At 71.1% G+C, this 22334-nt stretch carries 24 protein-coding genes and 1 tRNA gene; 13 read left to right on the top strand and 12 right to left on the bottom strand.

The genetic code is table 11. The annotated features are described in order from the left end of the window. Positions 1–51 precede the first annotated feature (51 nt). Both GWK16_RS20280 and GWK16_RS25625 read left to right on the top strand, forming a co-directional pair. Positions 52–801, top strand: coding sequence for a bestrophin-like domain (locus GWK16_RS20280; RefSeq protein ID WP_170055777.1), 750 nt, complete (start codon positions 52–54; stop codon positions 799–801). Positions 802–960: 159 nt separating this feature from the next. After that, entirely contained in the window at positions 961–1083 is a 123-nt protein-coding gene (locus tag GWK16_RS25625) for a hypothetical protein (protein WP_277613658.1), read from the top strand. A gap of 19 nt (positions 1084–1102) precedes the next feature. Here the strand turns inward: GWK16_RS25625 and motA are convergent, their stop codons facing one another. After that, positions 1103–1969 carry a flagellar motor stator protein MotA gene (gene motA / locus GWK16_RS20285; protein WP_170055778.1) on the bottom strand — a complete coding sequence of 289 codons (867 nt, stop codon included), beginning with the start codon at positions 1967–1969 and terminating at the stop codon, positions 1103–1105. Further along, a complete protein-coding gene (locus tag GWK16_RS20290) occupies positions 1966–3009 on the bottom strand; it encodes a flagellar motor protein MotB (RefSeq protein ID WP_170055779.1) in 1044 nt (347 codons plus the stop codon). The genes motA and GWK16_RS20290 overlap by 4 nt, the downstream gene beginning before the upstream one ends. Before the next feature lie 88 nt (positions 3010–3097). On the opposite strand from GWK16_RS20290, the gene GWK16_RS20295 reads away from it, so the two are divergent. Further along, on the top strand, positions 3098–3976 hold the full coding sequence (locus tag GWK16_RS20295; RefSeq protein WP_170055780.1) for an N-formylglutamate amidohydrolase: 879 nt from the start codon (positions 3098–3100) through the stop codon (positions 3974–3976). A 259-nt stretch (positions 3977–4235) separates the two neighbouring features. Continuing rightward, positions 4236–5021, top strand: a complete 786-nt coding sequence (locus tag GWK16_RS20300; RefSeq protein WP_170055781.1) for a lytic transglycosylase domain-containing protein — start codon at positions 4236–4238, stop codon at positions 5019–5021. Positions 5022–5027: 6 nt separating this feature from the next. Here GWK16_RS20300 and GWK16_RS20305 read toward each other — a convergent pair whose 3' ends face one another. Genes GWK16_RS20305 through GWK16_RS20325 form a run of 5 tightly spaced genes read right to left on the bottom strand, consistent with a single transcriptional unit; the run spans position 5028 to position 9346 of the window. Next, on the bottom strand, positions 5028–6158 hold the full coding sequence (locus GWK16_RS20305; RefSeq protein ID WP_170055782.1) for a CaiB/BaiF CoA transferase family protein: 1131 nt from the start codon (positions 6156–6158) through the stop codon (positions 5028–5030). After that, on the bottom strand, positions 6155–7003 hold the full coding sequence (locus tag GWK16_RS20310; protein ID WP_170055783.1) for an HAD family hydrolase: 849 nt from the start codon (positions 7001–7003) through the stop codon (positions 6155–6157). The genes GWK16_RS20305 and GWK16_RS20310 overlap by 4 nt, the downstream gene beginning before the upstream one ends. A 2-nt stretch (positions 7004–7005) precedes the next feature. After that, positions 7006–8172 carry an acyl-CoA dehydrogenase family protein gene (locus GWK16_RS20315; protein WP_170055784.1) on the bottom strand — a complete coding sequence of 389 codons (1167 nt, stop codon included), beginning with the start codon at positions 8170–8172 and terminating at the stop codon, positions 7006–7008. A 56-nt stretch (positions 8173–8228) separates the two neighbouring features. Beyond that, complete coding sequence (locus GWK16_RS20320) at positions 8229–8801, bottom strand: thiamine pyrophosphate-dependent enzyme (RefSeq protein WP_248291513.1); 573 nt, start codon at positions 8799–8801, stop codon at positions 8229–8231. 11 nt (positions 8802–8812) lie between these two features. After that, complete coding sequence (locus GWK16_RS20325; RefSeq protein ID WP_170055786.1) at positions 8813–9346, bottom strand: thiamine pyrophosphate-binding protein; 534 nt, start codon at positions 9344–9346, stop codon at positions 8813–8815. A 107-nt stretch (positions 9347–9453) separates the two neighbouring features. Here GWK16_RS20325 and GWK16_RS20330 point away from each other — a divergent pair, with 107 nt between their 5' ends. The 5 genes from GWK16_RS20330 (at position 9454) to GWK16_RS20350 (ending at position 13933) form a co-directional block, all read left to right on the top strand. Continuing rightward, the gene (locus GWK16_RS20330; protein ID WP_170055787.1) at positions 9454–10377 is read left to right on the top strand and encodes a LysR family transcriptional regulator; all 924 of its coding nucleotides are present in this window, start codon (positions 9454–9456) and stop codon (positions 10375–10377) included. A 63-nt stretch (positions 10378–10440) separates the two neighbouring features. Beyond that, positions 10441–10746 carry a hypothetical protein gene (locus tag GWK16_RS20335; protein ID WP_170055788.1) on the top strand — a complete coding sequence of 102 codons (306 nt, stop codon included), beginning with the start codon at positions 10441–10443 and terminating at the stop codon, positions 10744–10746. 78 nt (positions 10747–10824) lie between these two features. After that, a complete protein-coding gene (locus GWK16_RS20340; RefSeq protein ID WP_170055789.1) occupies positions 10825–11793 on the top strand; it encodes a D-2-hydroxyacid dehydrogenase in 969 nt (322 codons plus the stop codon). 13 nt (positions 11794–11806) lie between these two features. Further along, complete coding sequence (locus GWK16_RS20345) at positions 11807–13195, top strand: M20 family metallopeptidase (RefSeq protein WP_170055790.1); 1389 nt, start codon at positions 11807–11809, stop codon at positions 13193–13195. A gap of 117 nt (positions 13196–13312) precedes the next feature. Then, positions 13313–13933 carry an EF-hand domain-containing protein gene (locus GWK16_RS20350; RefSeq protein WP_170055791.1) on the top strand — a complete coding sequence of 207 codons (621 nt, stop codon included), beginning with the start codon at positions 13313–13315 and terminating at the stop codon, positions 13931–13933. 109 nt (positions 13934–14042) lie between these two features. Here GWK16_RS20350 and GWK16_RS20355 read toward each other — a convergent pair. Further along, positions 14043–14117, bottom strand: a tRNA-Val gene (locus tag GWK16_RS20355). Between the two features lie 89 nt (positions 14118–14206). Here GWK16_RS20355 and GWK16_RS20360 point away from each other — a divergent pair. Continuing rightward, positions 14207–14980: a DUF3108 domain-containing protein gene (locus GWK16_RS20360; RefSeq protein ID WP_170055792.1), complete on the top strand. Its 774-nt coding sequence runs from the start codon at positions 14207–14209 to the stop codon at positions 14978–14980. Here the strand turns inward: GWK16_RS20360 and gph are convergent. Continuing rightward, complete coding sequence (gene gph, locus GWK16_RS20365; RefSeq protein ID WP_338144524.1) at positions 14969–15604, bottom strand: phosphoglycolate phosphatase; 636 nt, start codon at positions 15602–15604, stop codon at positions 14969–14971. The genes GWK16_RS20360 and gph overlap by 12 nt on opposite strands. A 197-nt stretch (positions 15605–15801) precedes the next feature. Here gph and glmU point away from each other — a divergent pair, with 197 nt between their 5' ends. The 3 genes from glmU to GWK16_RS20380 are packed head-to-tail and all read left to right on the top strand — an operon-like array spanning position 15802 to position 19258. Continuing rightward, the gene (gene glmU / locus GWK16_RS20370; RefSeq protein ID WP_170055794.1) at positions 15802–17109 is read left to right on the top strand and encodes a bifunctional UDP-N-acetylglucosamine diphosphorylase/glucosamine-1-phosphate N-acetyltransferase GlmU; all 1308 of its coding nucleotides are present in this window, start codon (positions 15802–15804) and stop codon (positions 17107–17109) included. Between the two features lie 3 nt (positions 17110–17112). Further along, positions 17113–18936, top strand: coding sequence for a glutamine--fructose-6-phosphate transaminase (isomerizing) (gene glmS / locus GWK16_RS20375; protein ID WP_170055795.1), 1824 nt, complete (start codon positions 17113–17115; stop codon positions 18934–18936). A 4-nt stretch (positions 18937–18940) separates the two neighbouring features. Further along, on the top strand, positions 18941–19258 hold the full coding sequence (locus GWK16_RS20380; RefSeq protein WP_170055796.1) for a hypothetical protein: 318 nt from the start codon (positions 18941–18943) through the stop codon (positions 19256–19258). A gap of 19 nt (positions 19259–19277) precedes the next feature. Here the strand turns inward: GWK16_RS20380 and GWK16_RS20385 are convergent, their stop codons facing one another. Genes GWK16_RS20385 through fahA form a run of 3 tightly spaced genes read right to left on the bottom strand, consistent with a single transcriptional unit; the run spans position 19278 to position 22320 of the window. Beyond that, positions 19278–20222 (bottom strand): tripartite tricarboxylate transporter substrate binding protein, encoded by a 945-nt coding sequence (locus GWK16_RS20385; RefSeq protein ID WP_170055797.1) that lies wholly within the window; start codon positions 20220–20222, stop codon positions 19278–19280. Between the two features lie 5 nt (positions 20223–20227). Continuing rightward, a complete protein-coding gene (locus tag GWK16_RS20390) occupies positions 20228–21016 on the bottom strand; it encodes a cyclase family protein (RefSeq protein WP_170055798.1) in 789 nt (262 codons plus the stop codon). 26 nt (positions 21017–21042) lie between these two features. Continuing rightward, positions 21043–22320, bottom strand: coding sequence for a fumarylacetoacetase (gene fahA / locus GWK16_RS20395; protein WP_170055799.1), 1278 nt, complete (start codon positions 22318–22320; stop codon positions 21043–21045). Positions 22321–22334 lie beyond the last annotated feature (14 nt).

Here is a 22334-nt window from a genome sequence, read left to right on the forward strand (position 1 = left end):
TCGGCCAGGGGCGCGTTTCGATTCGTGCCCGGCAGAATGGGGCTGCTTCGCATGACCGTGCTGGTCGGTTTGGCTGTCTTTGCCCTCACGCTGCTGTCGGGCCTCATCGGGCTTCGGCTCCACGGCCGGCTTCTCGACGACCATCGCAGCGATCAGTCGAAGGACGTCGTCCGCCTCGTGCAGGCCTTGGTCGCGTCGATGGCGACGCTGGTGCTCGGCCTGCTGATCGCCTCCGCGAGTTCGCATTACCGGGCGCAGGCCGACGGGGTGACGACGCTCGCGGCCGATATCCTGGTTCTCGACGGCGCATTGGCGCATGTCGGGCCGGATGCGCGGGAAGCACGGACCGCCCTGCGCGCCATGCTCGCGTCGGCGATCGCCAGCCATGTGCTGGAGGCCGGCGCCGAGGCTTCCGTGGTCGATCCGGCACGGATGGACGCCTTCTACAACGCGATCGCCGGATTGCGGACGGCGACGCCGGCGCAGCAATCCGCCCAGCAGCAGGCCCTCGCCATCGCTGCCCGGCTGGTGCAGGCGCGGGCGCTGCTGCTGGTGCGGGACGTGACGGACCAGGTGCAGTGGCCGTTCCTGGCAGTGCTCGTCTCCTGGCTCGCGATGCTGTTCCTCGCCATGGGGCTCTTCGTGCGCGCCAATTCGGTGATCCACGCCGCGCTGGTCGCCGGCGCACTCGCCGTCGGCGGCGCAATCTTCCTGATCCTGGAACTCGAGCAGTCCCGATCGGGCCTGCTTCACATCTCGGATGAGCCGCTGCGCTTCGTGTTGCAGCGGCTCGGCGGCTGACGGGGCGGTCGTCGACCCTGGTTCCTGCCACCGGTACTGCAGCCTCGCCGTCATCCGGAACGTCTTGCGGTCGCCAGTGGCAGGACCGCTTGCCGGTCGGCTGATGTGTCCGAGCGGCATCCGGGCTGCCGCTGAAACAGATGCGTTGGTTCCGGCCTCATGACCCTGCGCCTGGCGTCCATTCTCGCCATCCTCCTGCTCGCGGCGGGCTGCTGCGGTGCCGGGACGAACTGCAGCATTCCCTCGCGCGGGGCGTACAACAACGCGAATGGCGGCGCGTGACGGTGCGGCTGGGACGGCGCTACCCGATCTGCAGGTCCTGCAGCGCCTGCTCCAGGTCCTGGAAGGATGGCATCAGCCCGGAGGGGACCATCTTCCGGCCCGTCTCGACCGCCACCTGAGGCGCATTGCCGTGCAGATGCGCCACCAGGACGGCGCGGATCACCTCGAAGAACTTGCTCTCCTCCTCGACCACGCCCTTGAGGCGCGAGGCGAACGGACCCATCAGCCCGTAGGCGAGCAGCACGCCGAGGAAGGTGCCGACCAGCGCGCCGCCGATCAGCCGCCCGAGCACGGCGGGCGGCTGGTCGATCGAGCCCATCGTCTTGATCACGCCCATCACCGCCGCGACGATACCGAGCGCGGGGAGCGCGTCGGCCATGGATTGCATGGCGTGGGAGGGGTGCATTTCCTCCTCCTTCACCTTCTTGAGCTCGCGGGCCATCACGTCCTCGATCTGGTGCGGATCGTCGGCGTTCATGCCGACCATGCGCAGGTAGTCGCAGATCAGATGCACCACGTGGTGGTCCTGGGCGATGCGCGGGAACTTGTTGAAGGCGGCGCTGTCCTCCGGCTTCTCGATATGCGGCTCGAGCGCCATCGGCCCCTTGGTCTGCGCCAGACGCACCAGGTAGTAGAGCAGGCTCAGCAGATCCATGTAGTCCTGGCGCGTATACTTCGCGCCCTTGAGGATCTTCCCGAAGCCGCCGCCGACATGCTTCAGGTCGGCGATGCTGTTCGACATGACCAGGGTGCCGATCGCCGACCCGCCGATGATGGCGAATTCGAAGGGCAGGGCGTGCAGGATGATGTCGAGGTGCCCGCCGGCCGCGACATAGCCGCCGAAGACGCAGATCAGCAGGAAGGCGAGGCCGGCGAGCGAGATCATGGGGGGGCCTCGGGCACCTGGCGCAGCAGGGTGATGGACACGCGCCGGTTCGCCGCGGCCGTGGGCTGATCCGCCAGCAGCGGGTCGCGATCGGCCCGGCCGCTCACGCTGCGGATCCGCGCTTCGGGCAGGCCGGCCTCGGCCAGAAGCCGGCGCGTGGCGTTGGCGCGCTCGGCCGAAAGGTCCCAGTTGCTGCGGTCGCCGCCGCCGCGGAAGGGCGTGGCGTCGGTGTGCCCGGCGATGTCGACCTGGTTCGGCAGCCGCGCGGTTGCCTGTGCCACGCGGGCGAGCAGCGCGCGCGCCCGGTCGTTCGGCGCCGCGCCGCCGAGGGCGAACATCGGCTGGCGCTCGGTGTCGAGCAGTTGGATGCGCAGCCCCTCGGGCGTCTGCTCGACGCGGAGCTGGCGCGCGAGGTCGGCGAGCGCCGAATCGGCTGCCACAGCCTCGCGGATCTGCTCGGCGGCGCGGTCGAAAGCCTCGCGTTCCCGGCGGGCCAGCTCGCGGCGCAACTCCGCCTCGCCCAAGGCCTCGGGGGTCGGGTCCGGCGTCTCGGCAGGCCCCCCTCGTGGCGGTTCGGCGCCGTCGCGGGCGCCGGGCGGGGCGGCGGCGACGGTGCGGGCGCGCTCGGTGTCCTCGACACCCTCCGGACCGTCGCGCCTCGGCACGGGACGGGCGGGGGTGTCGCTCTCGTCCTCCTCGATATCCATCACGATCGGCAGCCGCCCCTGCTGCAACGTGATCGCGCCGGTGGTCGAGGTCTGGTTGCCGGTGTCGTTCGGCGTCTGGCCGCCGAAGGGCTGGCCCGACCCGGAGACGGAGCGCGCCAGCAGGTTGGTCGGCGCGAAATAGTCCGCGAGGCCGCGGCGCTGTTCCTCCGTGGTCGCGTTCAGCAGCCACATCAGCAGGAAGAAGGCCATCATGGCGGTGACGAAGTCGGCATAGGCGACCTTCCAGGCGCCGCCATGGTGCCCGTGCTCGCCGCCTTCCTCGCGCCGGATCACGATGGTCGCGCGACCGTCGCCTTTTGCCTTGCCCGCCATCGGGGTCCTGCTTGCCGCAGGCCTGCTGACTATTTCGCTAACCGCGCCGCGTGACACGGCGCGGGCCGTGTGGTTAGCGTCGGTCGCAATGGATCTTTCCGCCCCGAGCCTCCCCGGACAGGATGCCACGGCGCCGCTGGTCATCCGCCGGCCGTCGCGGCAGACCGTGCCGCTGGTCTTCGCCTCGCCCCATTCCGGACAGGACTACCCCGCCGAACTGGTGGCCGAGGCGCGGCTCGCGCCGCTCGCCCTGCGGCGGAGTGAGGATTCCTTCGTCGACGAGCTCTTCGCCGCCGCCCCGGCTCATGGCGCGCCGCTGATCGCGGCGACCTTCCCCCGCGTCTGGTGCGACGTGAACCGGGAGCCCTGGGAACTCGATCCCGCGATGTTCGAGGGGCCGCTGCCGCCCTGGGTGAACACCACCAGCCCACGTGTCGGCGCCGGCCTCGGGACCATCGCGCGCATCGTCGCCACCGGGGAGGCGGTGTATCGCCGCCGCCTGACCTTCGCCGAGGCCGAGGCCCGCATCCGCGGCTGCTGGGAGCCCTACCACGCCTCGCTCGCCGAACTGATCGCCCAGACGCGCGCCCGCTTCGGATTCTGCCTGCTGATCGATTGCCATTCGATGCCGGCCCACCCGGCCCAGGCGGCGAACCCGCCGGACATGGTGCTGGGCGACGCCCATGGCACGGCCTGCGCGCCGCGCGCCACGCGCCTGGTCGAGGATTTGCTCGTCGCGCGCGGCCATCGCGTCCGGCGGAACGATCCCTATGCGGGTGGCTACGTCACCCGCCATTACGGACGGCCGCGCGACGGCGTCCACGCGTTGCAGATCGAGATCGCCCGCGGCCTCTACATGAACGAAACGCGGATCGAGCGCGGGCCTGGTTTCGCGGGCTTCGTCGACGAGATGACCGACTTCGTCGCGCGCCTCTGCGCCGCGGACTGGACCTTCCTCCGCACCTGATCCGCGCCGCGTTGCGGGGCGCCGGACAAAAAGAAAGGCGGTGCCCGAAGGCACCGCCAAGTTTAGGGAGGAAACGTCCAAGAAAGACAGCGGGAGGCAATGCCTTGCCGCTGCGGGGGTTTAGATAGGCCGGCTTCGATGGGGCCGCAAGGGATTTTTTGCAGCGCAGCAAAGTGGACGCGGCGCAATATGCGGATGCATGTTTGTTGCGTACGGCGCCGCGCCGGCGTTCGGCACGCTGCTTGCGCGGCAACTCCGCATGCCGCGACGTGCCGCCATCCTGATTCGCCTCCTCGTCCCGCTGCTCTGGACGACGATGGCGCGCGCCGATCCCGCGCATCTCTGCCGGGCCGCGATCGCCGTCGCCGAACGCGAAGCCGGCATTCCGGCCGGATTGCTGCAGGCGATCGGCCGCGTGGAATCCGGTCGCCGCGACCCTGACAGCGGCCGCTTCGCACCCTGGCCCTGGACCATCAACGCCGAAGGCCGCGGCATGTTCTTCCCGACGCGCGAGGCAGCGATTGCCGAGGTCCGGCAACTCCAGGCCGGCGGCATGCGGTCGATCGACATCGGCTGCATGCAGGTGAACCTGCGCCACCACCCCGACGCCTTCGCAACGCTCGACCAGGCCTTCGATCCGCTGGCCAATGCCCGATATGCCGCGCGGTTCCTGACGGAACTGCAGGCGGCGCGGCAGGATTGGGGCCGCGCCGCGGCGGCCTATCATTCCCAGACGCCCGACCGCGCGGAGGCCTATCGCGCCCGCGTCGCCGCCGCCTGGGCCGAGGAACTGCGGCAGCCAGGCGGCGATCCGGCCGCCGAAGCCGCGGCACTCGCGGCCTTCGCGGGGCGGGCGCCGGCCGTTGCCTCGCTGGCGAACGGTGCCGACCGGGCGCGGGTGATCCCCTCGGCCGGGGGCGGGCAGGGGCGGGGGCTCGATGCCTACCGCTCGGCGCCGATCATGATGGTCGGGCGCGCGCCGGTCGCGGTGGCGCCGCGCACGACACCGCACATGCCGCTCGCCTTCTTCCGGCGCCCGCCGTGATCCGACTCAGGCCGAGAATTCGGCCCGGATCGCCGCACTGTGCTGGCCGAGCGAGGGCACCGGGCCGAAGGGGCGCTCGCCATCCGACAGTCGCGCGGCGGGCAGGGCGATCTGCACCGGGCCCTTTTCCGTCTGGACCGGCTTGCGCTTCAGCACGGGATGCTTCTGCAGGCCGCCGCAATCGTTGACGAAGCCGTAAGCCGTATTGGCCTTGCGCAGCTTCGCGGCGCAGTCCTCGCGCGTCAGCGTCGCGAACATCGCCTGGATATGCGCGTCCACCATCGGGCGGTGCGCCACGCGGTCGTTGTTCACGGTGAAGCCCGGCTTCTGCGGCAGGTCGGGCTCGTCGAGGAAATGGGCGCTGAAGGACGCCCATTCGCGCTCGTTCTGGATCGCGATCAGAACGTCGTGCCCGTCCTTGGTCTGGAAGGCGCCGTAGGGGCAGATGGACGGATGCGCGAGGCCGATGCGCGGCGGGTTCTTCCCCGTGCCTTCGTATTGCAGCAGCGGCACCGACATCCAGTCCGCCATGCCGTCGAACAGGCTCACCGCGATCCCGCGCCCCTGGCCGGTGATGCCGCGCGACAGCAGCGCCTCGAGCACCGCGGTGTAGGCATGCATGCCACAGGCGATGTCGCAGGCCGAGACGCCGACGCGCCCAGGCCCTTCCGCGCGCCCGGTCACGTAGGCGAGGCCGGTTTCCGCCTGCACCAGCAGGTCGTAGGCCTTCATGGTGGCGTAGTCGCCTTCCTCGCCATAGCCCGAGATGTCGACGGTGATCAGGCGCGGATGCTTCGCGCGCAGTTCGGCGCTGCCGAAGCCCGCGCGCTTCATCGCGCCGGGGGCGAGGTTCTGGATGAAGACATCCGCCTTGGCGATCATGCGTTCGAGCAGGGCCTTGTCGTCAGGCTTCTTGATGTCCAGGCAGATGCTCTCCTTCCCCCGGTTCAGCCAGACGAAGTAGGAGGACAGGCCGTTCGCCACCGAGTCATAGCCGCGCGCGAAATCGCCCTCGGGCCGCTCGACCTTGATCACGCGGGCGCCGGCGTCGGCGAGGCGCGAGGCGCAATAGGGCGCGGCCACCGCCTGGTCCATCGCGACGACGAGAAGCCCTTCGAGGGGGCGCAGTCCGCTCATGCTTCGCTCTCCGGCGTGGGTGCTGTGACCGCCTCGCGCGCGGCGAGCAGGTCGAGGATGGCGAGGACGCGGCGTTCGAGTTCGGCGCCCTCCCGGTAGTCGGCGGGCACGGCGCAATGCACGCGGCCCTCGGCGATTAGCTTGCGCGTCCGCTCGGCGCGCTTCGCGTCGCCGGCGGGATGGACGGCGATGGAATGCCCGCCCTGTTCCTTCACCATGCGGAAGCAGGGGATGTCCGTCTCCCCGTCGCCCACGAAGATGATGTTGGTGAAAGGGACGCGGCGATCCTCCGGCGGGCGGTAGGCGTTGACCGCGGTGTTGTCCGCGAGGTCCAGCGCATCCTTGTTGATACGAAACAGGTACTGCGTCTTGGTCGTGTAGTTCACCGCGATCGCCGGCGCGATGGCGGCCCCCGATGCGTTGTAGAGGAAGCCGGAGGCGAAGACGGCGCGGAAATGCTTGCGGATCGACGTCCCCTCGATCAGTTCCCGCAGGCCCGAGGAGATGACGTAGTGCTCGACCGCAAGGCCCCGCACAGACGCGGCGGCATCGATGCGGTCGAACCAGGTCTCGACGCCGGGGAACAGCGTGATGCCCGCGCCATGCGCTGCCCAATCCTCGCGCCGCATCGGAATGTCGGCGGCGGCGGCCTCGACCAGCATGCGATGCATGTAGGTCAGGATCGGATCGCCCTGCTGCTCCTCGGCCAGCACGTTCGACCGCGCCCAGAAGGACGCGGCGTCGAGGCCCAGCTTCGGCAGGAAGACATGTTCCTGCATGTTGCCCGGCGCCAGCGTGCCATCGAAGTCGTAGGCGATGGCCACCGGCACCGGTTCGCGCGCCATGGTCAGTAGCTCCGCGGCATCCCCAGCACGTGCTCGCCGATATAGGACAGCACCAGGTTCGTGCTGATCGGCGCCACCTGGTACAGGCGGCATTCGCGGTACTTGCGCTCGACGTCGTATTCCTCGGCGAAGCCGAAGCCGCCATGGGTCTGGATGCAGGCCTCGGCCGCCATCCAGGCGGCGTCCGCGCAGAGCATCTTGCCCATGTTCGCTTCCTCGCCGCAGGGCAGGCCGGCCTCGAACTTCTTCAGCCCCTGCTGCAGCAGTGCTTCGGCCGCGCGCATCGCGGCATAGGCCTTGGCGATCGGGAACTGCACGCCCTGGTTCTTGCCGATCGGGTGGCCGAACAGCACGCGCTGCTTGGAATACTCCACCGCCTTGTTGATGAACCACTTGGCGTCGCCGATGCACTCGGCCGAGATCAGCATCCGCTCGGCGTTCATGCCGTCGAGGATGTAGCGGAAGCCGCGGCCTTCCTGGCCGACCATGTTCTCCGCCGGCACTTCCATGTTGTCGAAGAAGACCTCGCACGAATTGTGGTTCATCATCGTGCGGATCGGGCGGATGGTCAGGCCCTTGCCGAGCGCCGCCTTCATGTCGACCAGGAAGGTCGACAGCCCCTCGGTCTTCTTCTTCACCTGGTCGCGCGGCGTGGTGCGCGCCAGCAGCAGCATCAGGTCGGAGTGCTCGGCGCGGGACGTCCAGATCTTCTGGCCGTTGACGATGAACCTGTCGCCTTCGCGCTTGGCGAAGGTGCGCAGCGCCGTGGTGTCGGTGCCCGAGGTCGGCTCCGTCACGCCGAAGGCCTGCAGGCGCAGCTCGCCGGTCGCGATCTTGGGCAGGTACTTGCGCTTCTGCTCCTCGCTGCCGTGCTTCAGCACCGTGCCCATGGTGTACATCTGGGCGTGGCAGGCGGCGGCGTTGCAGCCCGAGGCGTGGATCTCCTCGAGGATCGCGGCGGCCGCCGACAGCGGCAGGCCCGACCCGCCGTATTCCTCGGGGATCAGGGCGGCGAGCCAGCCGGCCTCGGTCAGCGCGGTGACGAATTCGGTCGGGTAGCCGCGGCGCTGGTCCAGCTCGCGCCAGTATTCGCCGGGGAAACGGGCGCAGAGCTTGCGCACTTCCTCGCGGATCTCGGCGTGGCTGTCGGTCGACGTCTGCATGTCCATCGGTTTTCTCCCGTAGCCGGTGGGATTAGGCCCCGTCGGCGGGGCTGACAAGGCGGTCAGGCGGCGAGGCCGAGGGCGGCCTGGAACCGCCCGCGGACATAGGCCCCGTCGCGGGACGGCAGCACCCGCGGCGCCTCGGTCGGGTCCACCGCGATGACGACGACACGCAGCCCGCAGGTGGGCTTTGCGATGGTCGCGGCCAGCGCCTCGACGCCGGCCTGGTCCGTCACGCGGCTCGCCGCCGCGATGCCGCAGCCGCGTGCCACGGCGGCGAGGTCCGTCCCGCCGCTGGTGTGGCTGCGCTGCCCGCCGGTCTCGCCATAGAGCCCGTTGTCCAGCACCACGATTGTCAGGTTCGCCGGCGCCTGCACCGCGATGGTCGCGAAGGCGCCGATGCCCATCAGCTGCTCGCCGTCCCCGGTGATGACCACCACGGGCCTGTCCGGCCGCGCGAGCGCGAGGCCGAGCCCCATCAGCGCCGCGCCGCCCATCGCGCCCCAGAGGTAGAAGTTGCGCGCATCGTCGCCGGCCGCCGCCACGTCATAGGTCGCCGCCCCGAGCCCGGTGATCACCAGCGCCTCGTCGCGATCCTTCAGCAGCCGCGCCACCACATCCCGCCTGTCGAGCATGGTCATCTCCCTCAGAACACCTTGGCGCCGATCAGGCGCTGGCCCAGCAGCACGGCGACCGCGCTGCCGCCCTCGAAGACCATCCGCGCGGCGGCGGCGACGGTCTCGGCGACCTCCTCCGCCCGGTCGGCGCGGCGCACGCCGACACCCATTAGGCCGAAGGCGGCCTCGGTGGTGGAGCCCATCGGCACCTGCCACGGATTGAACTCGCCCCACTCGCCCCGCATCGTCACCAGCGCGAGGAAAGGGAAGCCGCAGCTCTTCACCAGCGAGAGCATGTTCACGCAGTTCCCGACGCCCGAGGACTGCATCAGCAGCACGCCCCGCTGCCCGCCCAGCGCCGCGCCGGCGAGGACGGCGATGCCCTCCTCCTCGGTCGTCAGCGGGATGGCGCGCATGGTCGGTTCGGCATGGACGGCGCGGATCAGCCGCGCATGGCCGCCGTCCGGCACATAGGCCACCTGGCGCACGCCCCAGCGCTGCAACTCGGCGAAGATCGCATCAGGCCAGGCGAGCGCCGCCGGGGCCGGAGCCGAACCATCCATGGAAGCCTCTCCCGCATCTCGGATGACGGGGGTTATGCGGCGGTGAGTGCCTTCCCGGAATTCGCAAGCAGGGATAGCATCCATCGCAGTTTGTTATGAGTGCGGGCATGGACCTCCGGCAGCTCAGGACCTTCCGGGAGATCGCCGAGGCCGGCTCGCTGAGCCGCGCCGCCGACCGGCTGCGTATCGCCCAGCCGGCGCTGTCCCGGCAGATCCGGCTGCTCGAGGCCGAGGCCGGTCTGCCCCTCTTCATCCGCCATGGCCGCGGCATGGCGCTGACCGATGCTGGGCGGGAACTTCTCGCCCGCGTCGCCGGGCCGATGCGGCAACTGGAACGCGCGGTGGTCGAGGTGCGGGCCCTGGCCGGCACGGTCGCCGGCCAGGTCGCGCTCGGCATGATGCCGACCGTCGCCGCCGTGCTGGCCGGGCCCCTCGCGCGTCGGGTCGCGGAACGGCATCCCGAGGTCTCGCTCCGCGTGGTCGAGGGCTACACGGGCCACCTCATCGAATGGCTCCAGCGCGGCGCCACGGATGCGACGCTGCTCTACGGCCCGGCGACGGATTTCCACCTCCCGGCCCAGGACCTGTTCGTCGAAGGACTCGTCCTCGCCGGCCCCGCCGGCAGCGGCCTGGCGCCCGACCAGCCGGTGGCGCTGGCCGCCGCCGCGCGCCTGCCGCTGGTGCTGCCGAGCCGCCCCCACGGCCTGCGCGCGATCGTCGAGGGCGCGGCCGCCCGCGCGCGCGTGCCGCTGAACCTGCGGCACGAGGCGGATTCCTTCCTGGTCCTGAAGGACCTGGTCGTCTGCGGCCTGGGCTTCGCCATCCTGCCCCGTTCCTCGATCCGGCGGGAGGAAGCGGAAGGCCGCATGCTCGTCGCGCCGCTGATCCGTCCGGCGATCCGCCGCCAGGTGGTCCTTGCCCAGCCGCCCGACCGCGCGCCGGGGCGGGCAACCCAGGCGGTGCTCGACCTGCTGGTCGAGGAAGTCGCCGCCCGCGCCAAGGACGGCGACTGGCAGACGCTGCGCGGCTGAGAGCCTTGTCCGCCGCGATGGCGGCATGATACGAATTCCACCATGGGTAGAATTTTACTGGCGATGTTTGCGCTTTCGATCGCGGCGCCCGCCGCCGCGCAGATGCAGACCGTCGTCGTCCCGGCCGGCCCCGGTGTGGTCATCGCCCCGCGCGGCCAGGCCGCCCCACGCCCCAGCATCGCGCCCGCCACCCGCGCCCAGCGCCGCATCGTCACCGCCGAATCGGCCGACACGCTGACCGCACCGACAGCCGCCGTGGCCGTTGCGCTCGTCGGCGCGGCGGCACTCGCCGTCGCGCTGGGCGGTACCGGGGGTAGCAGTGGCGGGGGGGGCGCCTCCGCCACCGGGGCGACCACGCGCACGCGCTGAACCGCGCGCCGGCCCCTTGCGCCGCGGCGCCTCGGGGGTCACGGTCGCGCCCGAATCCGGTTCGGGAGATCCTCATCCATGTTGCCGCCGCGCGATCAGCTCACCCTCTGCTTCGCCCATGTCGCCTATCGCTTCGGGGACCGCTTCGCGCTGCGGAACACCGGCATCCGCTTCGTCGAGGTGCGCTCGCGCGAGGAACTCGACGCGAAGGTCGCCGAGGCCGACGTGCTCGTCTGCTCCGGCATGTGGCGCAACGACCTGCCGCAGATCGCGCCGAAGCTGAAATTCGTGCAGTCGGCTTCCGCCGGCACCGACCAGTATGACCGGGACGTGCTGAAGAAGGCCGGCATCCGCCTCGCCAGCGGCCAGGGCATCAACGCCAATGCGGTGTCCGAGCACGCGATCGCGCTGATGCTCGCCCTGCTGCGCCGCATCCCCGAGGCGCGGGACAACCAGGCGAAGCACGTCTGGCGCGGCATGATGGGCGACTTCAGCAAGCGCGAGGACGAGGCGGGCGGGAAGACCGCCGTGGTCGTGGGCCTGGGCCGCATCGGCGGCCGCATCGCGCGGCTGTGCAAGGCACTCGGCATGAAGGTCGTCGGCGTGCGCCGCGACGTGTCGGGCGGCGCCGAGGGCGCGGACGAGGTGCATTCCTTCCGCGACCTCAAGCCGCTGCTGCCGCGCGCGGATTTCCTGATCCTGGCCTGCCCGCTGACCGACGAGACCCGCGGGCTCATCGATGCCGAGGCCATCGGCCTGCTGAAGCCGACGGCGCAGGTCATCAACGTCGCCCGCGGGCGCGTGGTGGACGAGGCGGCGATCACCGCCGCGCTCGCCGCGCACAAGATCAAGGGCGCCGCCCTCGACGTCACGGCCGACGAGCCGCTGCCGGCGACCAGCCCGCTGTGGGACATGCCGCACGTCCTGATCACCCCGCACACCGGCGGGGAGACCCACATGTACGAGGACAACGTCCTCGACTTCATGATGGAGAACATCGCCCGCATGCAGCGTGGCGAGGCGACCCTCGTGAACCAGATCGTCTGAGGAGCGCGAGACCATGGCCACGCGTGACGGTGCCCTTTCCCGCGCCGCTTCCTTCTTCGACGGCGGCGGCTTCAAGTCGCTGCTCTCGGATCTCGTCGCCATCCCCTCCACCGCGCAGGAGGAAGGGCGGGAGGCGGATCTCGACCGCTACCTCAACGGCGCCATCCGGCCGTGGCTGGAACGGCTCGGCTTCGCGGTGCAGGTGCGGCCCAATCCGCGCGCCGGCTTCGGCCCGATCCTGACGGCCGCGCGCATCGAGGATGCGTCGCGCCCGACCGTCCTGCTCTACGGCCACGGCGACACGGTGCGCGGCCTCGAGGACCAGTGGCGGAAGGGCCTCGAGCCCTGGAAGCTGATCGAGGAAGGGGACCGCTGGTACGGCCGCGGCACGGCCGACAACAAGGGCCAGCACGCGCTGAACATCGCCGCGCTGGAAGCGGTGATCGCGGAACGCGGCGGCAAGCTCGGCTTCAACGTGAAGATCGTGCTCGAGATGGCCGAGGAGCGCGGCTCCACCGGCCTGCGCGACTTCGTCGCCGCGCATGCGGAGGAGCTGAAGGCCGACGTGCTGATCGCCTCGGACGGACCGCGCGTCGAACCCGGCATCCCGACCATCGCGACCGGCACCCGCGGCACCTTCCACTTCGACCTGGCGCTGAAGCTGCGCCCCGGCGGGGTGCATTCGGGCCATTGGGGCGGGCTGACGCGCGACCCGGCGATCCTGCTCGCGCACGCGCTGACCACCATGATGGACCGCAACGGCAAGGTGCTGGTGCGCGGAATCCTGCCGCCGGCGCTCTCCAATTCCGTGCGGGCGGTGCTGGATGGCTGCCCGGTCGGCGGCGGCGACGGCGCGGCCACCATCGATGCCGGCTGGGGCGAGCCGGGCCTGTCGGCCGCCGAGAAGATCTACGGCTGGAACAGCCTGATCGTGCTGGCGATGATCTCCGGCCGGCCGGAGAACCCGGTGAATGCCGTGGCACCCGAGGCGCGAGCCCACATGCAGATCCGCTACACCGTCGACAGCGACCCCGCGACCTTCGGCAAGGCGATCCGCGAGCACCTCGACGCGAACGGCTTCCAGGACATCGCGGTGGAGAATGCGGGGCTGCGCATGCCGGCTTCCCGCACCGATCCGGACCACCCCTGGGTGCGCTGGGCGCAGGCCTCGATGCAGGCCTCGCTGGGGAAGAAGGTGCAGATCATCCCGAATTCCTCGGGCGGCCTGCCGGGCGACGTCTTCGTCGACCACCTCCATGTGCCGCTGGTCTGGGTCCCGCATTCCTACAATGGCTGCAAGCAGCACGGCCCGGACGAGCATTTCCTGATCGCCCCGGCGCGGGAAGGCATCCTGGCCTTCGCAGGAATGTGGTGGGACCTGGGCGAACCCGGCACACCCTGACCACGATCGGGTTACGCTTCCTCACCCTGTCAAGCGGCCCGCGCAATGCGGCTGTTACAGGGGGGGCGGCATCTTGTCCCCAGCGGCAAGGTGCCGCCTCTAAAGAGGACGCAAACCATGCGGAAAACGACGATCGCGGCCCTGACCGCGGCCCTGATGGCCGGGACTGCCGGCTTGGCGTTGGCTCAGCCGGGCCCGGGCGGTCCCCCGCCGGGCGGCCCCGGCATGGGCATGATGGGCCCGGGCTACCACCATCACGGCCCACGCGGCGGCGACGGCTTCGCGATGGGCGAGGCCTTCGCCCGGGCCGACGCGAACAATGACGGCCGGGTGACGCGGGACGAGGCGATGGCCTGGGTCCAGGCCCGCTTCACCGAGATCGACGCCAACAAGGACGGCGCCGTCACGGTCGATGAACTGCGCGCCTACTACGAGGCCCGCCGCCCCGAAGGCCGCCGCCAGCCTCCCGAGGCGATGCGCGAACGCATGCAGCAGCGCAGCCTGGTGATGTTCCGTTTCATCGACGCCAACCTCGATGGCCGGATCACCATGGAGGAGCTGCGCCCGATGGCCGAGGCCGCCTTCCGCGCCCTCGACGCCAATGCGGACGGGGCGCTGACGCGGGACGAGGTCCGCCGCCGGGGCCCCGGCCCGGACGGCCCCCGCGGCCCGCGTGGACCGGGCCAGCCGCCCGCCGCGCCGGGCGCGGCGCCTGCGGCTCCGGCCGCGCCGCGCTGACCTGCAACGGACGCCGCCGCGCACTCTGCGGCGGCGTTCCGCCGTCCGGCCGCCGGACACGAAGCCGCAGCCGGCCGCTGCCGGAACCTACATCGATGTTCGGGAAGGATGGTGGGCGCGACAGGGATTGAACCTGTGACCCTTCGCGTGTGAAGCGAATGCTCTCCCGCTGAGCTACGCGCCCGACCAGGGAGCGCGGACATAGAAGCCGGAACCTGGGGTGTCAAGCGGCCGCCACTTGCCTCGGGACCGCGATACGCCATGTTGTGCCGCATGCCCCGCCGCGTCGCCGCTGCGCTTGCCTTCGCTGCCCTGGGCGCCGGCGCGGCGCGCGCCGAGCCGATCGAGGCGACCTACGCCCTGTCCCAGACCGGCATCACGGTCATGGACGTACAGCTCAGCATCGATCTCTCCGACGACCGCTACCGCGTCACCAGCCTGTCGCGCTCGCGCGGCATCGGTCGATTCTTCCTGCCGCGGGAACAGCGGGCCGAGGCGGTCGGCGGTCTCACCGGCCGCGACGTCCAGCCTTTCCGCTACATGTCCGAAGGGGAGTGGCGGGGCAGCCCGCGGCGGACGGTGCTGGAGTACATGGGGGGCGCGCCCCGGCTCGCCGTCCTCGAGCCGCGCGAGGAACCCGACCGCCTGCCGGTCACGCCCGAACAGCGCGACGGGACGATCGACACCCTCTCGGCCCTGGTGCGGCTGGCACGCAACGCCGATGCGACGGGCCGCTGCGACCTGTCGGGGGCCGTCTTCGACGGACGGCGACGCCTGGAATGGAATTCCCGCACACTGGGCACGGGCGCGCCGCCGATCCCTGGCCTGACCGGGGAAGCCCTGCGCTGCCGACTGGAAAGCCGCCTCGTCGCGGGCTTCCGGCGCGGGGACGATCCCGCGCAGGCGGGCCGCCCGCGGGAGGCCGAGGCCTGGATCGCCGTCCTGCGCGCCGGCGCCCCGCCGATGCCACTCAGGGTCGAGTTCCCCTCGACGATCCTCGGCGCGATGCGGCTCGACCTGGTGCGCCTCGGCCCGTCAGGGCCGTAGCGTCGCGACCAGCCCGGGCAGGTCGGCCGGGCGCGCGGCGACCGGTGCGCCATCCGCCATCGCGACCGGACCGTAGCCCCAGGCGACGAAGATGCAGGGGACGCCGGCACCGGAGGCCGCCATCACATCGTTGCGATGGTCGCCGACCATGACCGCGGTCTCGGGCACCCCGCCGGCGGCCGCGAGCGTCGCCCGCAGATGGTCCGGATGCGGCTTGCGGACGGGGAAGGAATCACCCCCGCCGATGGCCGCGAAACGCCCGCCGAGACCCAGCGAGGCGAGCAACTCGCGCGCCGGCCCTTCCGGCTTGTTGGTGCAGACGGCCAGCCTCCAGCCCTCGGCCTCCAGCGCCGAGAGCACCTCCGCGATGCCCTCGAAGGGCGCGGTCAGCCGCGCGGATCGGATGTCCTCGTCGGCCACCAACTCGTCATGGCAGGCCTGGTCGTAGGCCCGGCCGCGGCCGGCGAGGAAGCGTTCGGTCAACACCTTCACGCCGTCACCGATCATCGCCTTCACCTCATCGAGGCTGTAGGGCGCGAGGCCCCGCCGGCCGATGACGCGGTTCACCGCTGCATGAATGTCGGGCGCGCTGTCCAGCAGCGTGCCGTCCAGGTCGAAGACCACCACTTTGCTCATCGTGCGGGCGTAGGACGGGCCGGCACGACGGGCAAGCCTTCACGGGCACGTAACCACCATGTCGCCAGCATCCGGCCGGGCAGGGGATCGGCCATGCGCTTCACGGGTGCTTCGATACATCCGGCAAAGGATGTTGACGCGCGTCGCGCTGGACGCGGCGCGGCACGGCGCGTTACCCGGTCTTCATGACCCACGCCGCCGTCATCCTCGCCGCCGGCCTCGGCACTCGCATGAGGTCCCCGCGTCCCAAGGTCATGCATCCGATCGCCGGGCGCCCGATGATCCGCCACCTGCTGCAGGCGGTCGAAGCGCGTTTCGGTCGCGTCGTCGTCGTGGTCGGCCCCGACATGCCGGACCTCGAGGCCGCGGTCGCGCCGCATGCCGTCGCCGTCCAGCGCGAACGGCTCGGCACCGCGCATGCGGCGCTGCAGGCCGGCCCGCAACTGGGCGGCCATGACGGCGACGTCGCCATCCTCTACGGCGACAACCCGCTGATCTCCGAGGCGACGCTCGCGCGCCTGCAGGCGGCGCGCGCCGAGGCCGACCTCGTGCTGCTCGCCATGCGTCCCGTCGACCCGGGCCGGTACGGACGGGTCGTCACGCGGGCCGACGGCATGGTGGAGCGCGTCGTCGAATGGGCCGACGCGACCGAGGACGAACGCGGCATCGGCCTGTGCAATGCGGGGGTGGTCTGCGCCCGGGCGCCGGACCTGTTCCGCTGGCTCGCGGCCGTGCGCAACGACAACGCCAAGGGCGAGTACTACCTGACCGACGTCGTCGCGCTCGCCCGCGCCGAGGGCCGCAGCGTCCGCGCGGTGGAAGCCCCCGAGGCGGAGCTGCGCGGCATCAACAGCAAGGCGGAACTGGCGGGGGCCGAGGCCGAGGTGCAGGCCGCGCTGCGTGCCGCGGCCCTCGACGCCGGGGTGACCATGATCGCACCCGAGACGGTGTTCCTGTCCTGGGACACGCGCCTCGGTGCCGATACGGTGATCGAGCCCAACGTCTTCTTCGGCCCCGGCGTGACGGTCGAGGAGGGCGCGCTGATCCATTCCTTCAGCCACCTGACGCAATGCATCGTCCGCCGCCATGCCGAGATCGGCCCCTTTTCGCGGCTGCGGCCCGGCGCCGTGATCGAGCCGCGTGCCCATGTCGGCAACTTCGTGGAACTGAAGGCCACGACGCTGGGTGAAGGTGCGAAGGCGAACCACCTCAGCTACCTGGGCGATGCGACGATCGGCGCCGGGGCCAACATCGGCGCCGGCACCATCACCTGCAACTACGACGGGGTGAAGAAGCACCGGACCGAGATCGGGGAGGGCGCCTTCATCGGCAGCGACACCTCCCTCGTCGCGCCGGTGAAGGTGGGCGCGCGCGCGCTGATCGGTGCGGGCAGCGTCATCACCTCGAACGTGCCGGACGATGCGCTCGCCATCGCGCGCGGCCGCCAGTCGGTCTTCGAGGGCCGCGGCTTCAAGGGCAAGAAGGGGAAGTAGGGCATGTGCGGGATCGTCGGCGTCGTCGGGCGCGAAGCGGCTGCGCCGCGCCTCCTCGAGGCGCTCCGCCGCCTGGAATACCGCGGCTATGACAGCGCGGGCATCGCGACCCTGGTCAATGGCCACATCGACCGCCGCCGCGCCGAGGGCAAGCTCGCCAACCTCGCCGCCGTGCTGGACGCGAACCCGCTGCCCGGCACCACCGGCATCGCGCATACCCGCTGGGCGACGCATGGCGCGCCGACCGAGCGCAACGCGCATCCGCACGGCACGCCGCGCGTGTCCGTCGTGCACAACGGCATCATCGAGAACCATGCCGAGCTCCGCGCGGAACTCGAGGCGCAGGGCCAGGTCTTCGAGACCGACACCGACACCGAGACCTTCGCCCGTCTGGTCGACCAGAAGCTGCTCGACGGCGCCTCGCCGGAACGCGCTGCCGCCGAAGCGCTGAAGCGCGCCCATGGGGCCTATGCGTTGGCGATGATCTTCGCCGGGCATCCAAGGACGCTGATCTGTGCCCGGCAGGGCGCGCCGCTCGCGATCGGCTTCGGGGAAGGCGAGATGTTCGTCGGGTCCGACGCGCTGGCGCTCGCCCCGCTGACGCGCCGCATCGCCTATCTCGAGGAAGGCGACTGGGCCGTGGTCGACGATGCCGGCGCGCGCTTCTTCGATGTGGCGGACAAGCCGGTGCAGCGGGAGATCCGGCTGACCGCCGTCTCCGGCGCCGCGACCGGCAAGGGCAATTATCGCCACTTCATGGAGAAGGAGCTGCACGAGCACCCCGTGGTGCTCGGGGACACCCTGACGCAGTACCTCGACCCCAGGACGCGCAGCGTGACGCTGCCGCCGCTGCCCTTCGATCCCGCCATCGTGCCGCGCATGACCATCACGGCCTGCGGCAGCGCCTTCCTCGCGGGCCTAGTCGGGCGCTACTGGATCGAGCAGCTGGCGCGCATCCCGGTGGACGCCGATGTCGCGAGCGAGTTCCGCTACCGTCAGCCGCCGCTGCCCGAAGGCGGGGCGGCGCTGCTGGTCAGCCAGTCCGGCGAGACCGCCGATACGATGGCGGCGCTCCATCTGCTGCGCGCCCAGGCGCAGAAGGTAGTGGCCGTGGTGAACGTGCCCGAAAGCAGCATGGCGCGCGAGGCCGACGGCGCCGTGCTGACGGTCGCCGGTCCCGAGATCGGCGTGGCGTCGACCAAGGCCTTCACTGCGCAGCTTGCCGTGCTGGCCTGTCTCGCGATCGGCTTCGGCCGTGCCCGCGGCACGATTTCCGTTGCGGACGAAGCCAAGCTGACCGCCGCGCTGCTGGAAGTCCCGGGCAATGCCGCGCTGGTGCTGGAGCGGGATGCCGAGATCCGCGCCATGGCGGCCGAGGTCGCCAAGGCGCGGGACGTGCTGTTCCTCGGCCGTGGGACGCTCTATCCGATCGCCATGGAAGGCGCGCTGAAGCTCAAGGAGATCAGCTACATCCATGCCGAGGGCTATGCCGCGGGCGAGATGAAGCACGGGCCGATCGCGCTGATCGACAGTGCGGTGCCGGTGATCTCGCTGTGCCCCTCGGGCCCGATGTTCGAGAAGACGGCGTCGAACCTGCAGGAAGCCGCGGCGCGCGGCGGCCGGATCATGGCCTTCACCGACGATCTCGGCGCCCAGAAGCTCGCCCGTTTCGCCGAACGCGTGGTGGTGCTGCCGCGCGTCGGCGCCTTCTCCGCGCCCATCCTGCACGCGATCCCGGTGCAGTTGCTCGCCTATCACGTCGCGGTGCTGAAGGGCACGGATGTCGACCAGCCGCGGAACCTGGCGAAGAGCGTGACGGTGGAGTGAGCCGATGGAGGTTCACATCGCGCCGGACCAGCCGCCGCGGCTGACGGCGGTCGAGGATCTCAAGCGCTTCAGCATCGTCGCGGCAGCCGATCCGGCGGCGCTTGCGGACCTGGCGCTGGACCGCGTCCTGGCCTTCGAAGGCCAGGACCACGCCTGGGTCTCGGTCGACTGGCTGATGGCGGCCTCGGGCCAGTCCGGCTCCGAGTCCTGGCGCGCCGGCTTCGAGGCCATGCGGGCCTTCGCGGCGAAGCATGGCTGGACGCGGGACAACCCGCCCGCGATCCGCGGCCATGTCGTCTGGCAGGGCGCGCCGCCGTCCTGAGAACGGCGGCGCCGTGGCGCTATTCGGGCTGCACGCCGAGTTCGCGCAGGATCCGCCCATAGGCCTCGTATTCGCTGTGGACCATGGCGGTGAAGTCGGCACGCGACATGTAGTTCACCGGCACGCGGCGGGCGGCGGCGACGCGGCGGAAGGCTTCGTCCTCCGTCCCCGTGCGGCAGGCTTCCTCGAGCTTCGCGAGCACCGGCTCGGGCGTGCCGCGCGGCGCGTAGATCCCGACCTGACTGAGTTGCTGCGCGTCGATGCCCTGCTCCCGCGCCGTCGGCACGTTCGGGTAGTCCGGATGCCGCCGGGCCGAGAACACCGCGATCAGGCGCACTCGGTCGCCGTCGATCAGCCCGCTCGCCGAGGCGACCACCGCGGCGGAGAAGTCGATCCGTCCGGCGATCAACTCGTTGAGGTGCGGCGGGTCGCCCCGGAACGGGATGTGGCTGAACTCGACGCCCGTCGCGCGCGTCACGCGCACGACGGCGAGCTGCGGCAGGGAATTCGGCCCCGGGCTGCCGAAGGTCAGGCTGCGTTTGCGGCCTTCCTCGACGAGCGCGGGCAGGTCGCGGATCGGGCTCTGGGCGGAAACGAGCACGCCGATGACGTTCTCGTTGGTGCCGCAGACCGGCGCGAAGCTGTCCGGCCCGATACCGAGGTTGCGCACCATGTGCGGCTGCACGACCACGGGCGTAACCGGCGTCAGGCCGAGTGTGTGGCCATCGGGCGCGGATTGCGCGACGAAGCGCATCCCGACGACACCCGATCCGCCGTCGCGGTTGGTCAGCACCACGGGCTGGCCCATCAGGCGGGTGAAATGCTCGCCGAGCGCGCGGCCATAGGCATCGGACGCGCTGCCCGGCGCATAGGGCAGCACGATGGTGATCGGCCGGTCGGGGAAGGTCTGCGCCGTCGCCGCGATCGGCGCGGCGAACGCGAGGGCGAGAAGGGCGCGGCGCATCGGTCTCACGCCTCGAAGATCGCGACGGCCCGCGTCCAGCCGGCGGAGCCGCGATGCACCTTCACCGGGAAGCAGGCGATCATGAAGCCGTCGGCGGGCAGGGATTCGAGGTTGCTCAGTTTCTCCATGTGGCAGTAGCCGATCTCGCGCCCCGCGCGGTGCCCTTCCCAGATCAGCGAGGCATCGCCGCTTTCGGTCACCTTCTTCTTGGTCAGCGAGAAGGGCGCGTCCCAGGACCAGCCATCGGTCCCCGTCACCCGCACGCCCTGTTCCAGCAGCCACAGCGTCGCCGCCTTGCCCACGCCGCAACCCGAATGGATGTAGTCGTCCTGCCCGTACCGGCTGCCAGCCCGCGTGTTCACCACCACGATCTCGAGCGGCTTCAGCGTGTGCCCGATGCGCGCGAGTTCCTTCTGCACGTCCTCCGGCGTCGCGACATACCCGTCCGGCAGATGGCGGAAGTCGAGCTTGACGGCCGGCTGGAAGCACCAGTCGAGCGGCACCTCGTCGATCCGCCAGGAGGGTTCGCCGCCGGGCACCAGGCGCTCATTCATGCGCGAGAAGAAGTGGTAGGGCGCATCGAGATGCGTGCCGTTATGCGTGCTGATCCGCACACGCTCGACCGCCGCGTATTCGCCTTCCGGCAGCGCGTCGATCGGGATGCCGAATTCCTGCGCCATGGCCGGGGCGGTCATGTGGTGATCGTGATACTCGATCTCCGGCAGCATGCGCGGCGGGTCGCTGGCGATGCCGGCCTTCAGCGCGACGGAGATGTCGACGATGCGACGGGGCATGGGGCGTGTCCTGTTGCTTGGTTGACTCAGGCGGGCCAGGCGATGGCGGGGTTCAGCACCCCGCGGCATTCGCCGAAGCCGATGGGCACGGCGCCGGGCGCCTCGGCGCGGGCGCGGAAGACGATCTCGTCGCCGTCCTGGATCCAGCGCCGCGTCTCGCCATTCGGCAGCGTGACGGCGCCGGTCAGGCCGATCTCGGCGAGGCAGGCGCGCGCCGTCTCCTCCGGGCCCGAGACGGTGCCGCTGCCGAGCAAATCGCCCGCGAGCAGGTTGCAGCCGTTCGACGCGTGGTGCGCGACCATCGTCGCCGCGGTCCAGTACATGCCGGCGAACTGCGTGTCGGTCAGCACGAAGGGTGCCGCGCCTTCGGAGCGCATCCGCGGCGTGAGGATCGCCGCCGTCATCCGCACCGCGAGCGCCCCGTTCGACCGGTTCCAGGCGCTGTCGAGATAGGGCAGGGCAGGCGGCTCCTGGGCCGGCGCGGGCACCTCGAAGGGCGCGAGCGCCTCGGCGGTGACGATCCAGGCCGAGACGGAGGTCGACACGCTCTTGCCGAGGAACGGCCCGAGCGGCGGCATCTCCCAGCGCTGCACGTCGCGCACCGACCAGTCGTTGAGCAGCCCGTAGCCGAAGATGCGATCGGGCGCGCTGGACATCGGCACCGGCTCGCCGATCGCGTTGTCCCCGGCGATCCAGACCGCCATCTCGAGCTCGTAGTCCATCGCCTCGGTCGGGCCGAAATGCATCGTCCCGTCCTGGCGCTGCCACTGGCCATGCGGGCGGGTGATCGCCTCGCCGCTGACGCGCACCGAGGAAGCGCGCGAATGGTAGGCGACCGGCAACTGCCGGAAGGCCTGAGGCAGGGGGTTCTTCGGGTCGCGCCGCACGCCGAGCCGCGCGCAATGATCATAGGACGCCATGAAGTCCGAGAAGTTCCGCACCGTCGTCGGCAGGTGCATCCGCGCCGCCGCCATCGGGACCAGCAGGTCGGTGCGCGATGGCGCGCCTTCGGACAGCAGCGCCGAGACCTCCGCCCGCAGCGCCGCCGAGGCGCGCCGTCCTTCCGTCATCAGCGGGCCAAGGGAGTTCGCGGCGGCCGCCGGGTTGCTCACCAGCCCCGCACCGTGCGCCGCCTTCAGGTCGAGGACCTGGTCCCCGATCGCCACCCCGCAGCGCGGCGCCGCGCCATCGGTGCTGAACACGCCGAGCGGCAGGTTCTGCACCGGGAAATCCGTCCCCGGCGTATTCGCCGAGGCGACCCAGCTCTTCCGCGCAAGGTCGTGGGTGGCATCGCGCTGGGCCATGGACGCTCCGTTTG

It is taken from the genome of Neoroseomonas marina, assembly GCF_012927745.1.
Lineage (GTDB): Bacteria > Pseudomonadota > Alphaproteobacteria > Acetobacterales > Acetobacteraceae > Neoroseomonas > Neoroseomonas marina.

Excerpts from the sequence above, each read along its gene's own strand:
- GWK16_RS25625 (WP_277613658.1), top strand. The coding sequence starts at position 961 with ATGACCCTGCGCCTGGCGTCCATTCTCGCCATCCTCCTGCTCGCGGCG.
- GWK16_RS20325 (WP_170055786.1), bottom strand. The coding sequence starts at position 9,346 with ATGGATGGTTCGGCTCCGGCCCCGGCGGCGCTCGCCTGGCCTGATGCG.
- glmU (WP_170055794.1), top strand. The coding sequence starts at position 15,802 with ATGACCCACGCCGCCGTCATCCTCGCCGCCGGCCTCGGCACTCGCATG.
- GWK16_RS20345 (WP_170055790.1), top strand. The coding sequence starts at position 11,807 with ATGGCCACGCGTGACGGTGCCCTTTCCCGCGCCGCTTCCTTCTTCGAC.
- GWK16_RS20320 (WP_248291513.1), bottom strand. The coding sequence starts at position 8,801 with ATGCTCGACAGGCGGGATGTGGTGGCGCGGCTGCTGAAGGATCGCGAC.
- GWK16_RS20290 (WP_170055779.1), bottom strand. The coding sequence starts at position 3,009 with ATGGCGGGCAAGGCAAAAGGCGACGGTCGCGCGACCATCGTGATCCGG.
- GWK16_RS20390 (WP_170055798.1), bottom strand. The coding sequence starts at position 21,016 with ATGCCCCGTCGCATCGTCGACATCTCCGTCGCGCTGAAGGCCGGCATC.
- GWK16_RS20335 (WP_170055788.1), top strand. The coding sequence starts at position 10,441 with ATGTTTGCGCTTTCGATCGCGGCGCCCGCCGCCGCGCAGATGCAGACC.
- GWK16_RS20330 (WP_170055787.1), top strand. The coding sequence starts at position 9,454 with ATGGACCTCCGGCAGCTCAGGACCTTCCGGGAGATCGCCGAGGCCGGC.
- GWK16_RS20340 (WP_170055789.1), top strand. The coding sequence starts at position 10,825 with ATGTTGCCGCCGCGCGATCAGCTCACCCTCTGCTTCGCCCATGTCGCC.
- GWK16_RS20280 (WP_170055777.1), top strand. The coding sequence starts at position 52 with ATGACCGTGCTGGTCGGTTTGGCTGTCTTTGCCCTCACGCTGCTGTCG.
- GWK16_RS20315 (WP_170055784.1), bottom strand. The coding sequence starts at position 8,172 with ATGGACATGCAGACGTCGACCGACAGCCACGCCGAGATCCGCGAGGAA.
- motA (WP_170055778.1), bottom strand. The coding sequence starts at position 1,969 with ATGATCTCGCTCGCCGGCCTCGCCTTCCTGCTGATCTGCGTCTTCGGC.
- GWK16_RS20300 (WP_170055781.1), top strand. The coding sequence starts at position 4,236 with ATGCCGCGACGTGCCGCCATCCTGATTCGCCTCCTCGTCCCGCTGCTC.
- glmS (WP_170055795.1), top strand. The coding sequence starts at position 17,113 with ATGTGCGGGATCGTCGGCGTCGTCGGGCGCGAAGCGGCTGCGCCGCGC.
- GWK16_RS20310 (WP_170055783.1), bottom strand. The coding sequence starts at position 7,003 with ATGGCGCGCGAACCGGTGCCGGTGGCCATCGCCTACGACTTCGATGGC.
- GWK16_RS20305 (WP_170055782.1), bottom strand. The coding sequence starts at position 6,158 with ATGAGCGGACTGCGCCCCCTCGAAGGGCTTCTCGTCGTCGCGATGGAC.
- GWK16_RS20380 (WP_170055796.1), top strand. The coding sequence starts at position 18,941 with ATGGAGGTTCACATCGCGCCGGACCAGCCGCCGCGGCTGACGGCGGTC.
- GWK16_RS20350 (WP_170055791.1), top strand. The coding sequence starts at position 13,313 with ATGCGGAAAACGACGATCGCGGCCCTGACCGCGGCCCTGATGGCCGGG.
- GWK16_RS20295 (WP_170055780.1), top strand. The coding sequence starts at position 3,098 with ATGGATCTTTCCGCCCCGAGCCTCCCCGGACAGGATGCCACGGCGCCG.
- GWK16_RS20360 (WP_170055792.1), top strand. The coding sequence starts at position 14,207 with ATGCCCCGCCGCGTCGCCGCTGCGCTTGCCTTCGCTGCCCTGGGCGCC.
- fahA (WP_170055799.1), bottom strand. The coding sequence starts at position 22,320 with ATGGCCCAGCGCGATGCCACCCACGACCTTGCGCGGAAGAGCTGGGTC.
- GWK16_RS20385 (WP_170055797.1), bottom strand. The coding sequence starts at position 20,222 with ATGCGCCGCGCCCTTCTCGCCCTCGCGTTCGCCGCGCCGATCGCGGCG.